The following is a 14,516-nucleotide window of genomic DNA, read 5'->3' on the forward strand; positions in this document are numbered from 1 at the left end:
CTGTCGGGTGGTGTCGAGTGATGTCGGACAAGACCCTTTCGTGTGGTCGCGGGGCTTCGGCGGTGTCGTGGTGTGTCGGCTGCTGTCGTCGTGTGGCGGTGGTCTCGGGCTCGTCTCGGGCTCGCAAATGCCGGGTTGTGTCGCCGGCTCCGGCCCCGGCCTGGCATGCCGACACGACGTGGCGGCAGTTCCTGCGCAGGCCTCGACGATGCTGGCCTGCGACTTTTCCACGTCGACTGCGCGCTCCCCTCAAACGGACGTACGTGTTCTTCGTGCTGGAGGTCGGCAGCCGCTACGTCCGCATCCTCGGCACGACAACGAACCGGACGGCAGATGGATCACTCAGCAGACCCGCAAACTCGTGATGGATCCAGGCGATCGAGTCGACGAGTTCAGATTTCTTATCCGCGACCGGGCTGGCCAGTTCGCGGTCTCCTTCGATGCCGTCCTGGGAGATGTGGGTATCGAGGCGATACGGATTCCCGCCATGCTGTCCACGGGCGAACTGCTAAGTCGAGCGGTTCGTGCTCACACCCAGAACCGAACTCGCCGACCGTATGTTGATCCTCAACGAGGGGCATCTGCGAGCCGTGCTCGCCGAGTACGTCCCGGACTGCAACAGGCGCCGGCCGACCCACCCCGCGGTGAGACCGCAGCTCTCAGCGAATTGGGCGACGCTGGATTCCCGGAGGCCTGATCGACGAGTACGAGCGAGCCGCGTGAAACCGGTGGCACACTTTTGGAAACCCCACACCTTCCTTGGCATGGTGCAGGTGGTCAGCGGTCAACACGCCGCGCGCGAGACCGGCGCCCTCCTGACCGAGCGTCCACGGAATCGCTGGACTGGAACACAGCGGACACCTCGCCGGCCCCAAGCGGGACATCAGCGGCGACCGGCTCGTCCACAACCTCGTCACATCGGTCAGCGCTGGTTCCCGAATCACTGCTGAGCGCGGCTGTTTCCTGAATTGGGGACTTCATTCGACAACCGTGAACGCGCCCTCGCCCAGCAATACGAAGTCCTCCCGCACGAGCGGGCTTTCGCCGGCGAGCCCAGTCTTCACGGCGGCGGGTCTGCGGCGACGCGGCAGGTGCTGGATGCGGTGCTGGTTATGCGAAGCCATACGCCGTCAAACGGTTCGGCGTTTCCGACGGTGACTCCTGACCACACGGTGGTGGCCGGGTGGTCAGGAGCACGCGGAATGCCCCTGCGCGGCTTGGCACCCCGCCGCTTCGGTCCGAAACGGGCAACGACCCGCGCACTGGCTCGGTCGATCACCATCGTCTGGGACGGCTTTGGCTACTCGGTGTGCTCGACCATCACCGCCAAAGTCGTGTGCACCCACCGCCGAGCCCACCTTCCATCGCCGCGGCGATGGAAGGTGGCGACCCAGTCCTGCACGGTGCGCATCGTGATATCCAGCTCGGCTGACTTCGCCCGGTACGGTGCAGTCAGCGGCAGGCTCGGGTCGAACCCCCGGACGCGGCACCGTCGGCAGAGAGTTCGGCCGATCCCGCGAGCGGCAGGTCGCTTGTCAGGTGGGGGCCTGAGCGGCGGCGAACTTGTGCGCACCGCGGTGGTGTTTCAGAGTTGCTTCTCGCCGCCGTCGACGTAGATGTTGGCGCCGAGGATGAAGCTGCTCTGCTCCGAAGCGAGGAAGGCCACCGCGGCGGCGACCTCGTCCGCGGTTCCCATCCGTCCGATCGGAACCAGGGCCGCGAAGCCCGCCTTGGCCGCCTCGGCGTTCTCCTCGCCGACAATGCCGGCGATCCCGGGGGTGTCGATCGTGCCCGGCGAGATCGCGTTGACCCGGATGCCCCGCCCTTTGAGTTCGTTGGCCCAGGTCCGGGTGTAGGAGCGCAGGGCGGCCTTGGAGGCCGCGTAGGCCCCGAACGCCTCGACGCCGTCGTCGGCGCGGGTGGAGCAGTTCACGATCACCGAGGAGCCCTCGTTGAGCAGCGGCAGCGCCTTCTGCACGGTGAACAGCGTGCCCCTGACGTTGACGCCGAAAATCCGGTCGAAGTCCTCCTCGGTGCTCTGCTCGAGCGTCACGAACGATGCCGTCGCGGCGTTCGCGAACAGGGTGTCCACGCCCTTGCCCCTGGCGCGGACCTCGGCGTAGAGCCGGTCCAGGTCGGCAGGGTCCGAGATGTCGCCCGGCACCGCGGTGGCCGCGCCGATGACCTCGACGGCCGCGTCCAACTCCGCTTTGCGTCTGCCGGTGATGAAGACGTGCGCGCCCTCGGCGGCGAGGCGCTTGGCCACGGCGAGGCCGATCCCGCTGCTTCCGCCGGTCACGACCGCCGTCTTGTCCACGAACTGTCCCATGCTGCTGACCTCCAAATAGTTAAATACCGATCGGTACTGAATAAGACCCTACTCCGTTCAGTACCGATCGGTACCAAATGGGGTAGGTTCGACGGCGTGTCCGAACACGAGAAAGCCTCCGTCGGCCGGCGCAGGGGGTTTGACGCCGACAGGGCGCTCCGGCGTGCCCTCGTGGTTTCTGGGAGCAGGCCTGCGAAGGAGCCAGCCTCGCCGGCCTGACCGGCGCCATCGGTATCGGCCGCCGCCTGGCTGCCGGGGGTTCATTCCCCAGCCTGGCGGGCCGGATGCGCACCCGACCCCGGACTCACGCCTCGTCCGGGACCAGGACGATCTGCCCGGCGGCGACTCCGGACCGGGCGTAGCGGAGCGCGTCCGCGGACTGGGAGAGCGGGAAGGCCCTCGCGATGTGGGCGGTGAACTCTCCGCGTCGTACCTGTTCGAACACGGCATCGAGATCGTCGCGCAGTTCGGCGTGGAACTGGCGCGGATCTCGTCGGCGTCCGGCGAACATGGCGCCGTGGCGACCGTCGGGCAGCAGGCGTCCGGCCGTGATCCGGGCGAACAGCGTCGGCATCGGCGACCTGGCCTCGCCTCTGCCATCGTGACCGGACGACACGACGATGCCGCCCTTGCGCAGCAAGGACCAGGATTGCCCGATCGCTGGGCCGGCAAGGTGGCCGAACACGGCGCCGGCGCCGCGAGGCGCGATCGCGTGCACTGTTGCGGCGAGGTCGCCGTCGCGGTCGACCGGGACGGCGCCGAGTTCGCGCACGAAGGGGAGGTGGCGTTTCGGTGCCTCCCCGATGACCTCGGCTCCCGCCCGGCGGGCCATCTGGACGAGCAGCGATGCGACGCCGCCGTCGGCGCCCAGCACCACGACGACGTCGCCGGGTGCCAGAGCGGCCACCGCGAGCATTCTTCGCGCGATCACTCCGTTGGCCAGGACGGCCTCGGCCTCCTCAGCGCTGATCCCATCGGGAACGGGGACGAGGTCGGCCGTCGCGAGCACGACCCGGTCCGGCCAGCCGCCGACCCCGGTCAGCGCGGCGACGCGCTGACCGGGGCGGACCGGTGCTGCCTCCCGCTCACCGCCGGTCTCCATGACGGCCTCGACGACACCGACCACGTCGTAGCCGGGCTCGAAACGGAACGGGGACCGGTCGCATCGCCTGCCTTGCGGCAACGGCCACGCGGCAATGGAGACGCCGAAGGCTTCCGTGCGTACGAGCGCCTGACCCGGGCGGGGCTCCATCTCGGTCACGATGTCGTTCCTCTCGAGGAGTCAGCATTGGCGACGGAGGCGCCGCTGGCTGCGCAGGCACAAGGGCGAGGGCGAGCCGGCGTCGGTTCGCTCACCGGGAAACGCGAGTGGTCCCGGACGGACACTGAAATGTGCTGTCCGAGGCCCGGCCTAGGCCTGGTCGGTGCCGGAGAGCGCGCTGCTGCCGAGATTGACCGGCAAGGAGGCCACCATGGCCGTCACTTCGGGGTCGGTCTCGTAATGGCGTCGCTGCAGTTCGGCGACTTTGGCCTGGAAGCCGGGGTCCAGGTCGTCGGTGATGTCGAAGGACTCGAACTTGGCCATCAGGGGGAGGCCGGCGCGTTCGACGGCGGCGTGGGCGGGGTGGGTGAGGTACTCCCAGTAGGCATCGAGGTCCTCTAGGACGAACACGGCTCCGAAGTCCCAGTCGACGCCGATGTCCTGGCCGACGACACAGGACTTGACGACTGGGATCTCGCTGGCCGACCTCTGCATCATCTCGAGCGCTGCGCGTGCTTCCTCGGGGGAGACGCCGTCCTTCATCTTGACGCGGTTGCCGTGGTAGATCATGTGATTCTCTCCTGTCGGTCGTGATCGTTCCCGGCTCAGGAAGCCGGACGTCGGTTGCGGATTGCGGGCGTGGCGAGGCGGCGGCGTTCCAGGAAGGCCGCGACGGCGAACCCGCCGCCACCGGCGACGGCGAGGACCCAGAGCAGCGCCGGGACGCCCAGGAACAGCGCGGCCGTCGAGATGAGGGTGAGCCAGGTCCCCAGGCCGTAATGCAGGAGGTTGCGACGCGCGGCACCTTCGCCCAGGTAGAGGAGCCCGACGACGAATCCCGCGACGGTGGGCCACAGGATGTCCTGTAGCTGCGGCATGCCCAGGCTGGTGGTGAGGCCGGTGACGGCCAGGAATACCCCGACGAACGCACTGATCCACGAGATGCCGAGCAGTTGCCCGCTGCGGGCGTCGGGTGCGGGGGCGCCACGCCGGGCGCGGGTGGCGGCGATGCCGGCGTTGACGCTGCCGACCACCAGCCCGGTGCCGAGGACGGCCAAAGGCACCCACCCCGGCATCGCGACGAGCGGGTCGGGACCCTTGGACACCGCGGCGGTCCCGTGGCCGAGGATGTACGCGGCCGCGAAGCTGACGTAGGTGACGCGGCTGTCGACCTCTCCGGGGCTCCTGGCGATCGTGACGGCGGTGGTCTCGGGGGCGGCCGGTGCGGGCAGGCCGGTGCTGGTCATGGCGGTTGCCTCCGTGGCGGGGATGGGGCGGGGAAAGACGTGGTCGGGAGGGACTGATGAGCAACGGAGCCGGTCAGGGCCGCCCCGCCGCCGGCCGCAGGACGACCTTGCCGCGGACGGTCCCCGACTCGGCGTGCGCCATCGCGGCCGCGGCCTCGGTCAGCGGGAACTCGGCGGCGATCTGCGGGACGAGGACGCCGTCGACCACCAGCTTCAGCACCTGGGTGAGGTCCTCGTGCAGCCGTGTGCGGAACGTGCCGGGGCTCCGGCTCCGGCCCGCCCAGAAGTTGTAGAACGTCGCGCTCCGGCCGTTGGGCGCGGCCTGCCACAGCCCCAGCCGCGCGAACAGCTTCAGGAACGGCAGCTGGGAGTTGTTCCCGTCGTCTTTGGTCGCCGCCGTCCCGTACACCACCAGCGCTCCGCCGCGGCGCAGCAACTTCCATGAGTCCGCGAGCGTGACCCCGGCCATGTGGTCGAAAACCGCGTCGACGCCGTCCGGGGCGAGTTCGCGGATGCGTCGGTACATCTCGGGATCGCGGGAGGCGACCGGCGTCGCGCCCAGCTCGCGCACGGCGTCATGGTGGCGCGGCGCGGCTGTGCCGATCACGGTGATCCCCGCGTGGCGGGCCAGCTGCACGAGCGTGGACCCGACGCCACCGTTGGCGCCGAGCACGACGATCACCGACCCGGGACGCACCTTCGCCGAGCGGTGCAGCATCTGCCACGCGGTGATGCCGTTGACCACCACCGTCTCCGCGGCGGCCGGGTCCAGGCCGTCGGGCACCGCCACCAGGTCCGCGGCGTCGATCAGCTGGTGGCTCGCCCAGCCCCCGATCTTGGTGACGGCGGCGAACCGGGACCCGGTCAGGGCGGTGTCGACTCCCGGCCCGGTCGCGGTCACGGTGCCGACCACGTCGTATCCGGGGACGAAGGGGAACGCCGGCTGGTTGGGGTACTTCCCGCGCCGCATCTGCTGCTCGGCGAACGAGATCCCCGTCGCTTCCATCGCCAGGAGTACCTGGCCCGCGGCGGGTGCCGGGAACTCGCGGGTGCGGACCTGCAGACCGTCCGTCTCGACCTCGCCGGGCAGGACGATCTCGGTGACGGTCGTGGCCGCGTGCGCCGGGTGCCGGTGGTCTCCGGTGGCCTGGCCGTTGCTCTTCATCGTTGTCCTCGTCAATCAGGTGATCGAAGTGCGTCTGTCGTTGACGGAAACGATGTCGCGACGCGGGCAAGGGCCGCGTCCGGGAGAACTACGCAGGTACCGGGGTGCGTAGGCGCGCGGTCGCGCTGTGGAATGATTCCGCCTTGATCACCCGGTGAACGCGGATCGGATGTGTCGGACATGCAGCAGCTGGTCGGCCGGCTGGACGAGCTTGCCCGGATCGCGCGGCTGACCGGAGCGGCGGCCCGTGGCGAGGGCGGAGCCCTGCTGGTGCTCGGGGGCGCCGGTGCCGGCAAGTCGGTATTCGTCAACGCAGCGGTCGACGGGCTGGACGACTGGCTGGTGCTGCGAGCGACCGGCACCGAGTTCGAGAGCGACATCCCGTACGCCGGGGTGCACCAGCTCTGCGCGCCCGTCCTCGACCGGCGCGCCGACCTTCCGGAGCCGCAGCGCAGAGCGCTGGAAGCCGTGTTCGGCTTGTCCGCGGGACCCGGCTCGGCCGCGCCGGTGGACGTGATGCTGGCGGGGCTCGCGGTTCTGGGGCTGCTGGCGGACGCGGCAGGGGACCGGCCGGTGTGCTGCGTGGTGGACGACTCGCAGTGGCTGGACTCGGCGTCGATGCAGGTGCTGACGTTCGTCGCCCGCCGGATCGCGGCGGAGCCCGTCGCGGCCCTGTTCGTCGCGCGCGAGGCGGGCTCGGTCCCGGGTCTCGCGAGGCTGCCCCAGCTGTCGTTGCCGCGGTTGGGCGATCCGGCCGCGGCCGCGCTGCTGCGTGCGACGGCCCGGGCCGGACTGGACGAGGAGATCGTCGAGCGGATCGTGGCCGAGGCCGACGGCAACCCACTGGCCCTTGTCGAGTTCGCCCGGGATGCCGGGCCGCTCGGGCTGGGCGCCGCAGAGCACGCCGGACCACGCGATGATGTCGTCGAGTTGCTGGTGGAGCGGTATGTCGGGCGTCTCGACCGGTTGCCGCGATCGGCTCGGTCCGTGGTCGAGCTGGCCGCGGCGGAGCCGGTCGGCGACGTCGGCCTGCTGCGTCGTGCGGCGACCGGTCTCGGGCTCGATGCCGCCGATTTGGCCGTCGCGGAGGACGCCGGGCTCGTCGTCCTCGGACCCAGACTGCGGTTCCGTCACCCCCTGGTGCGGTCCGCGGCCTACGGGGGGACGAGCCCCGCGACGCGCCGGGTCGTCCACGCTGCTCTCGCGGAGGCGACGGACGCCGGGAGCGATCCCGATCGGCGCGCCTGGCACCGCGCCCACGCTGTCGTCGATGTCGACGAGGACGTCGCGGCGGAGCTGGAGGCATCGGCCGACCGGGCCGTGGTTCGCGGTGGCCACGCCGCGGCGGCGGCGATGCTCCAACGTGCCGCGCACATCACGCCCGAAACCCGGCGTCGGACGCAGCGACTGCTCCTGGCGGCCCGCGGGATGCTCCGGGCCGGTGAGCTGGCCGCCGCCCGGGACCTGATCGAGCAGGCCGAGCGGCGAACGACCGATCCGGCCGACCGCGCACAGGTGCGGTTGCTGCGCGCCTCCTCCGAGTATCTCACCGCGCGCAGCACGGAAGCCGCTGCCGCCCTCACCGAGGCGGCCGATGACCTCGATGTCGACGCTGCTCGCGAGACCTACCTGGAGGCCTTCTCCTCCTCGATGATTTTCGAGCGACGGCCCGGTCGTCTCCGGGGCCTGGCCAGGAGTATGCGGGCGCGAGCTCCGGACCGGGAACCACCACGGCCGGTCGACCTGCTCCTGGACGCGGAGCTCGACCAGATCCTGCTGCCCGTCGGGCAGGTGATCCCCGCGATGCGCCGCGCGGTGGCGGCGTTCGCCGAGGCGGCCGCGGCGGAGACCACAAGCCCGTGGTGGTTGGATTTCGCTTGCATGATGGCCTTGGACCTGTGTGACAGCGAGGCGATGAGCGCGTTGTCCTCCCGGCAAGTCGAGCTGGCCCGCCGCCAGGGTGCGGTGCCCGTGCTGGCGCAGGCGCTGCGGATGCACGCCATCGCCCAGGCCGCGCTCGGCCGGTTCGACGCGGCGGAGGCCGCCGTCGAGGAGGGACTGGCTATCGACGAGGCCACCGGGGTGATCAGTCTCGGATACGCCGAGCTGATCCTGTTCGCGTGGCGTGGCGACAGCGTCCGGTACGACGAACTGCGGGCGATGCTGGGTCGGCGCACCGGCCGCAGCGATCTGCTCAACGAGCCGTACGCCACCGCGGTGGTCCGCAACGGGCTTGGCGACTACGAGGCCGCCATCGAGGCGTGCGAGGTGGCACTCGAGCAGCGCAGCGTCGGCAACCACACCCTCTGGCAGATTGACCACGAGTTCGTCGAGGCCGCGGCCCGCGCCGGGCGGCCGGAGGCCGCCACCGGCTCGCTGGATCGGCTCGCGGCGATCGCCGCCGCGTGCCCCACCCCGTGGGCCGTCGGGGCGCACCTGCTCGCGCGGGCCCTGCTCGATGATGGCCCGTCCGCCGAGGCGCACTACCGGGAGGCGGTGGACGAACTGTCCCGCAGCGAGGTGCGCGTGTACTACGCGCGATCCCGGCTGCTCTACGGCGAGTGGCTGCGCCGGAATCGCCGGCGTGCCGAGGCCAGGGTCGAACTCCGCGCCGCCCACCAGCTCCTGACCGCCATCGGCGCGAACGCCTTCGCCGACCGGGCATCCCGCGAGCTGCTCGCCACCGGGGAGCGCGCCCGCGCCGCCAGCACCGATCCGCTCGGCGGCCTCACCGCTCAGGAGCGGATGATCGCCAGGAAGGTGGCGACCGGGGCGACGTCGAAGGAGGTGGCCGGAATGCTGTTCCTCAGCCCCCGCACTATCGAGACGCACCTGGGCAACATTTACCGCAAGCTCGGGATCGCCTCGCGCCGCCAGCTCCGGGACATGCCGCTGTGACACGCACGCGCTCCGGTCAGGCCCGTTCGGCAAGGTGAGCGCGACGCTCCACCACCACAGCCGTGCTCGTCGCGCGGGAGAAGGCAAGCGGAGTTGCTGCCAGCATGGCGAACCGGCCGACGACCGTGGCGGATGCCGCCACCGGGATGGTCCGGGCAGGCAATGGGGACGTGGGCTTGGTGATCTCCGGTCGGATCAGTGCGGGGGAGTGGTCGGCTCAGGCGTCGAGGGCGACCTGCGGTGCCTCGGGCCGCCGCCACGCGTACCAGCCGCGGCACAGGACGTAGGCCACGACCGTCGCCACTACGAGGAGCCCGTCGATCCATGCCGTCCGTACGGCGTAGGGCAGGTCGATGTAGGCGATGGCCTGCACGGTCACCAAGGTCTTGTGCAGCAAGAGCAGCTCCCACATGCCCCGCTGCGTGCGCGGCGCGACCGCGAGGAACGCCCACAGCCCCGCGAACACCAGGTATGCGGTCGTCCGCCAGAACTCCGTCAGCACGTACTCCGCGGGCGCGTCGCCGATGCGGGTGATGCCGTCCGCGAACGCGACGAGGGTGGAGGCCGCGCAGAGCGCCAGGAGGGTGCGTCCGATGCGGTCCGCCCACGAGGCGGGGCCAGCGGCCGTGTCGACGGCCTGGGCGGAAGGGGTGGCGAACATGGGAGGTCCTCTCCTGAGGAGAGCCTCCGGAGCGGAGACCCTCGTGCAATCGGTGTGGTCGAACTACGACCATCGTGCTGGTGGCGGAGGACGGCTCGCGTCCGTGAGACCTGCGTAGGAGCCGCCTGCGTACCAAGGGCATCTGGCGTGCGAGGACGTCGAGGTCGGTGCGGCGTGAGCTTGGCGAAGATGTCGCGAAGGTGGGCGTCTACCGAGCGCAGGCTGAGGAACAAGTGCGTGACCACCTCGTTCGATGTCGCCCGCCGCTACCTGGCGCGCGATATGCATCTCCTGCCTGGTCAGGCGGTCATAGGTGGGTTTGGAGCGGCCACGGCCACTTCCCCGGGTGAACGCTTCCAACCCGATCTCCGACAGCTTTGCGTGCGCGATACGCAGATGTTTCCTTGCGCCGCGACGGCGGTCTGTCGCGCGGTACCTCCCCGTGAGGTCGTAGGTCTGGAGGATCGCCACGGTCTCCTTGCTGCTCTTCACGTCGCGCTGCTTCGCCGCACGACGTCCTGGACTGTCCACAAGAGAGATACCTGGCCGTTCAGAGGAACCCAGTGGCCACCAGCGGGGTCCTATCCGGCCGTCTGTGGGGGAGTATTCAGGCTCTGGCAGCTATGCGACTGCTGGCGAGCGTTCTCGCGCCCGACGCTGCCTGCGCCGGCTGCGGTGACAGGTCAGAACGGGTTCACAGCCGATACCTGTCAGGCCCGGTGGCAGGGGTCAGAAGACGGTGATCTGCCTGCAGGCACGGCGATTCTTCTGCGGCAGCGAGAATGTTCGAAGCAGACCTTCGCCGAACAGGCCACTGGGCTCACCTCGCCGCACGCGCGACGGACTCCGCTGCTGCATGGAATGGTGGAGAAGATCGCGATGACGGTGGGCGGCCGACCGGGCCAGCGACTCACCCGCCAGCTGGCCGCGGAGGTTCGAGGTTTTTCAGATCGATCCTCGACGACCACGCTGAACCCGGAGATGCGTTGAGGGGCGAAGGATGACGAGCGGCGACGGCGGGCGACGAACCGGAAGTTCCTGTGTCGTTCGGCCAGCCACGTCCTCCGGAAGACCCTGGCGATCTGAGGTGCGACTTCTCGGAGCGACCCCGTTTCTGGGCCGCTCCGGGACACGCCTGGGACCAGCCGAAACCGCAGACCCTCCGCGAGAGTGTGCGGAGTTTTGTTCGCCGGTCAGCCGGGGGATTTCTGCCGTTTGACGAAACGCTTACGATCACAGGAATGCGTCCATGGTGATGGGCAGCGAGCGGATCCGGACGCCGGTCGCATGGAAGGCGGCGTTGGCGATCGCCGCCGCTGCCCCGACGATGCCGATCTCGCCGACGCCCTTGGCGCCCATCGGGTTGACATAGGGATCGTCCTCGTCGATCCATTCCACGTCGATTACGCCGATGTCGGCGGGCGAGGCGATGTGGTAGCTGGCGAAGTCGTGGTTGACTACGTGACCGAACCGCGGATCCACGACACTTTCCTCGTGCAGGGCCATGGACAACCCCCAGATCATGCCCCCGCACAGTTGCGAGCGGGCCAGTGCCGGGTTGATGATCCTGCCGGCCGCGAACACCCCGAGCAGCCGCGGAACCCGGATCTCCCCGGTGTCGGCGTGCACGGCGACTTCGGCGAACTGCGCGCCGTAAGAGTCCATTTCGAGCTTGCCGTCCCATGGGTTCTCGGTCCCGATGGCGTCGGCCTCGGCGCCGTCCTCCGCGTCATTGCCCCACTTGTCGCGGAAATGGCCGGCGGCCTCGACGATGGTTGATCCCCACGACGTGGTGCCGGATGAGCCCCCGCCCAGCGACCCGGGCGGAAGATCGGTGTCTCCGATAGCGACAGTCACCCTTTCGACGTCCGTTCCGAGGGCGTCCGCGGCGATTTGGGTAAGCACTGTGCGTGCGCCTTGCCCCATGTCGGCAGCACCGATCTCCACCAGGTAATGGCCTCGCTCGAAGCGGATGTTCGCGGTCGAACCGGGAAAGCGCTTGGTCGGGTATGTTGCCGCGGCGACCCCGGTGCCGTGCCACCATCCATCGCTCAGCCGGGACCGCGGCGCGGGGTCGCGCCCTGCCCAGCCGAAGCGCTCGGCGCCCTGGCGCAGGCAAGCCACCAGGCCGCGGCTGGAGAACGGGAGCCCGGACTCGGGGTGGACGGACGGCTCGTTGCGCACTCGTAGTTCGATGGGATCGAGGCTGAGTTCCAGCGCGAGCTCGTCCATGGCGCATTCGGCCGCGAAGCTGCCCGGAGCCTCGCCAGGGGCGCGCATGTAGGTTGGGACGCTGCGGTCCAGTGGCACGAGGCGGTGGCTCGTCCGCCGGTGCGGCGCGGCGTACATCGTGCGGCTGATCGCAGCGGCGGGCTCGGCGAATTCCCCCGAGCGTGCGCTGGTTGCCACGACGTCATGGGTGATCGCGACGAGCCTGCCGTCGGCGCTGGCGCCGAGGGCGAGGTGCTGGACGGTGGCGGGCCGGTAGCCGACGGTTTCGAACATTTCCCGGCGCGACAAGGCAAAGCACACCGATCGGCCGGGGACTTGCCGTGCCGCCAGAACCGCGAGGATCGTGCCCGCGTGCAGGAACCCCTTCGTGCCGAATCCGCCGCCGACATGCGACGACCGGACCGTCACCGCCTCGGGTTCCAGGCCGAAGACCTGCGCGATCGACCGCCGAGCCTCTCCGACACCTTGGCTGGACTCGTGCACCTCGACCCGGTTGCCGTCCCAGCGCGCCTTCGTGGTGTGCGGTTCCATCGGGCCGTGGTGCTCGACCGGAGTGGTGTAGGTCCGCCGTATCGTGACCGCAGCGTCGCTCAAGGCAGCAGTGGGGTCGCCAGCGGCGGAGCTGGCGGGAAACGCTGTGGGCAGTACGTTCGCCGTGTAGCCGTCGGAGGCGTGTTCGCTGAAGGCCGTGTGCTGCCTGGTCTCGGTGTAGGTCACGGTGACCAGGTCAGTGCCTTCTTGCGCGACCTCGAGACTTTCCGCCAGCACTGCGGCGATGTACTGGCCGCGGTACCGCACGTCGCGGTCCTGCAGCACGAAGAGTTCGGAATTATCCGTTTTGATCAGCGGCGGCCATCCGGATGCGGAGAGGCTGTCGTGGGTCAGTACGTCAACCACGCCGGGCAGTGCCAGCGCCGCCGACGTGTCGATGTGGGTGATCCGTCCACACGGGATGGTCGCCTGCACTGGGCGCAGATACAACGGTGGCCCGCTGGGTGAGGCGATGGGGGCCTCAGCGGCATAACGTGCGCTGCCCGTCACCTTGGCCGGGCCCTCAACCCGGCGGAGGGAGGTGCCCATGGCGTCGGCATCGATCGAGGTCACGACCCCTCCTTGGCGAGGCGGCGCAGTGTCGTGGTGACCGTGCCGATGAGCAGCGGAACTTTGAACCCGTTGCCGCCGAGCGGGCTTTCAAGGGGAACGGCGTCGGCGAGTTCGGCTTCGGCGGCCGCGCGGAAGGCCTCGTCGGTGGTAGCGCTGCCGCGGAGGGCAGCCTCGGCACGGGTGGCGCGCCAGGGCTTATGCGCAACGCCGCCGAACGCGAGGCGGACGTCGGTCACAGTCGGCCCGCCTGGGCCTTCGGCGACTTCGAGTGCGGCGGCGACCGAGATCAGCGCGAACGCGTACGACGCCCGGTCGCGCACCTTTCGATACGCCGAGCGGGTCGCCATCGGGATCGAGGGCAGGTCGATCGCGGTGATCAGTTCGCCGTGTTCAAGCACTGTGTCGCGGGTGGGGTCGTCTCCGGGCAGCCGATGGAACTCGGTGATCGGGATGGTGCGCTTGCCGTTGGGGCCCAGGATGTTTACCCGCGCATCGAGTGCTGCCAGCGCGACAGCCATGTCTGAGGGATGGGTGGCGATGCAGTGTTCGGAGGCGCCGAGGATCGCCTGGTTTCTGGCCCATCCGCCGAGAGCCGAGCACGACTCGTCCAGCGAGCGTTTGGTGCATGGCGTCGTGTGGTCGGTGAAGTAGGGGCAGCGTGTGCGCTGCAGCAAGTTGCCACCGGAGGTGGCCATGTTGCGCAGCTGGCCGGACGCCCCGGCGAGCACGGCTTGCGCGAGCATCGGATAGCGGGCGCGGACCCGGCGGTCAGCGGCGAGGTCGCTGTTGCGCACACCCGCGCCGATCCGGATGCCGCCGTCAGCGAGGTCGGTGATCTCGCCGGACGTCACCCTCGTGACGTCGACGAGCGTGCTCGGTGTGCGGATCCCGAGCTTCAGGTGGTCGACCAGGTTCGTGCCGCCGGCCAGGAACGCGGCGTCCCCTTCGACGGCAACGGCGGCGACCGCATCGGCGGCGGTCTCCGGACGCACATACGCGAACGGCTTCACCGGACCTCACCCGCGGGCACGGCGACCGACTCGACGGCGGTGACGATATTCGGGTACGCGGAACAGCGGCACAGGTTGCCGCTCATCCGCTCCGCGATCTCGCCACGGCTGAGGCTGACCAGCCGGGTCAGGTCCTCGGTGACGGCGCTCGGCCAGCCGGCGCGCCACTCATCGAGCGCGCCGACGGCGCCGCAGATCTGCCCGGGCGTGCAATAGCCGCATTGGAAGGCGTCGTTGGCCAGGAAGGCTTCAGCGACCGGATGCACCTCACCCGGCGGCGCGAGACCGTCAGCCGTGGTGATCTCCGCGCGGTCGAGGGTTACGGCGAGGGTGAGACAGGACAGGACGCGCCGACCGTCGACGAGAATGGTGCAGGCGCCGCACTGGCCGTGGTCGCACCCCTTCTTGGGACTGATGACATCGAGGCGTTCGCGGAGCATGTCGAGCGCGGTGGTGCGGGTGTCGACAGTGAGTTGACGGCACCGCCCGTCGACGGTCAGGCATAGCGGACTATCCATAGTAGACCCTTCGCGGGACCGGTTGAGACGGTCGATGTCGTCGACTGGATGTCCTTTCCGGACATGGAAACCCGGCTGTGCTGGGACCCGG

The 14,516-nt window shown here is 69.8% G+C and carries 11 protein-coding genes; 1 reads left to right on the top strand and 10 read right to left on the bottom strand.

The annotated features are described in order from the left end of the window. Nucleotides 1-977: 977 nt before the first annotated feature. From A4R44_RS47970 to A4R44_RS17080, 6 genes are all read right to left on the bottom strand, one after another. Complete coding sequence (locus tag A4R44_RS47970; RefSeq protein WP_157904905.1) at nt 978-1,124, bottom strand: hypothetical protein; 147 nt, start codon at nt 1,122-1,124, stop codon at nt 978-980. 461 nt (nt 1,125-1,585) lie between these two features. Then, entirely contained in the window at nt 1,586-2,329 is a 744-nt protein-coding gene (locus A4R44_RS17060) for an SDR family NAD(P)-dependent oxidoreductase (protein WP_067581150.1), read from the bottom strand. 304 nt (nt 2,330-2,633) lie between these two features. After that, entirely contained in the window at nt 2,634-3,581 is a 948-nt protein-coding gene (locus A4R44_RS17065; protein WP_095213410.1) for a zinc-binding dehydrogenase, read from the bottom strand. A gap of 159 nt (nt 3,582-3,740) precedes the next feature. Beyond that, a complete protein-coding gene (locus tag A4R44_RS17070; RefSeq protein ID WP_067581154.1) occupies nt 3,741-4,160 on the bottom strand; it encodes a Dabb family protein in 420 nt (139 codons plus the stop codon). Between the two features lie 35 nt (nt 4,161-4,195). After that, nucleotides 4,196-4,837, bottom strand: a complete 642-nt coding sequence (locus tag A4R44_RS17075) for an ABC transporter permease (protein WP_067581155.1) — start codon at nt 4,835-4,837, stop codon at nt 4,196-4,198. A 73-nt stretch (nt 4,838-4,910) separates the two neighbouring features. Beyond that, nucleotides 4,911-6,002 (bottom strand): medium chain dehydrogenase/reductase family protein, encoded by a 1,092-nt coding sequence (locus tag A4R44_RS17080; RefSeq protein ID WP_067581157.1) that lies wholly within the window; start codon nt 6,000-6,002, stop codon nt 4,911-4,913. A 180-nt stretch (nt 6,003-6,182) separates the two neighbouring features. Here A4R44_RS17080 and A4R44_RS17085 point away from each other — a divergent pair, with 180 nt between their 5' ends. Next, the gene (locus tag A4R44_RS17085; protein WP_067581291.1) at nt 6,183-8,900 is read left to right on the top strand and encodes a LuxR family transcriptional regulator; all 2,718 of its coding nucleotides are present in this window, start codon (nt 6,183-6,185) and stop codon (nt 8,898-8,900) included. A gap of 217 nt (nt 8,901-9,117) precedes the next feature. Here the strand turns inward: A4R44_RS17085 and A4R44_RS17090 are convergent, their stop codons facing one another. From A4R44_RS17090 to A4R44_RS17105, 4 genes are all read right to left on the bottom strand, one after another. Next, the gene (locus A4R44_RS17090) at nt 9,118-9,561 is read right to left on the bottom strand and encodes a hypothetical protein (RefSeq protein WP_067581159.1); all 444 of its coding nucleotides are present in this window, start codon (nt 9,559-9,561) and stop codon (nt 9,118-9,120) included. A gap of 1,233 nt (nt 9,562-10,794) precedes the next feature. Then, nucleotides 10,795-12,897, bottom strand: a complete 2,103-nt coding sequence (locus A4R44_RS17095; RefSeq protein WP_338080304.1) for a xanthine dehydrogenase family protein molybdopterin-binding subunit — start codon at nt 12,895-12,897, stop codon at nt 10,795-10,797. Next, nucleotides 12,894-13,907 carry a xanthine dehydrogenase family protein subunit M gene (locus A4R44_RS17100; RefSeq protein WP_067581161.1) on the bottom strand — a complete coding sequence of 338 codons (1,014 nt, stop codon included), beginning with the start codon at nt 13,905-13,907 and terminating at the stop codon, nt 12,894-12,896. The genes A4R44_RS17095 and A4R44_RS17100 overlap by 4 nt, the downstream gene beginning before the upstream one ends. After that, entirely contained in the window at nt 13,904-14,425 is a 522-nt protein-coding gene (locus A4R44_RS17105) for a 2Fe-2S iron-sulfur cluster-binding protein (protein WP_067581163.1), read from the bottom strand. The genes A4R44_RS17100 and A4R44_RS17105 overlap by 4 nt, the downstream gene beginning before the upstream one ends. Nucleotides 14,426-14,516 lie beyond the last annotated feature (91 nt).

It is taken from the genome of Amycolatopsis sp. M39 (assembly GCF_001651785.1).
GTDB lineage: Bacteria > Actinomycetota > Actinomycetes > Mycobacteriales > Pseudonocardiaceae > Amycolatopsis > Amycolatopsis rubida.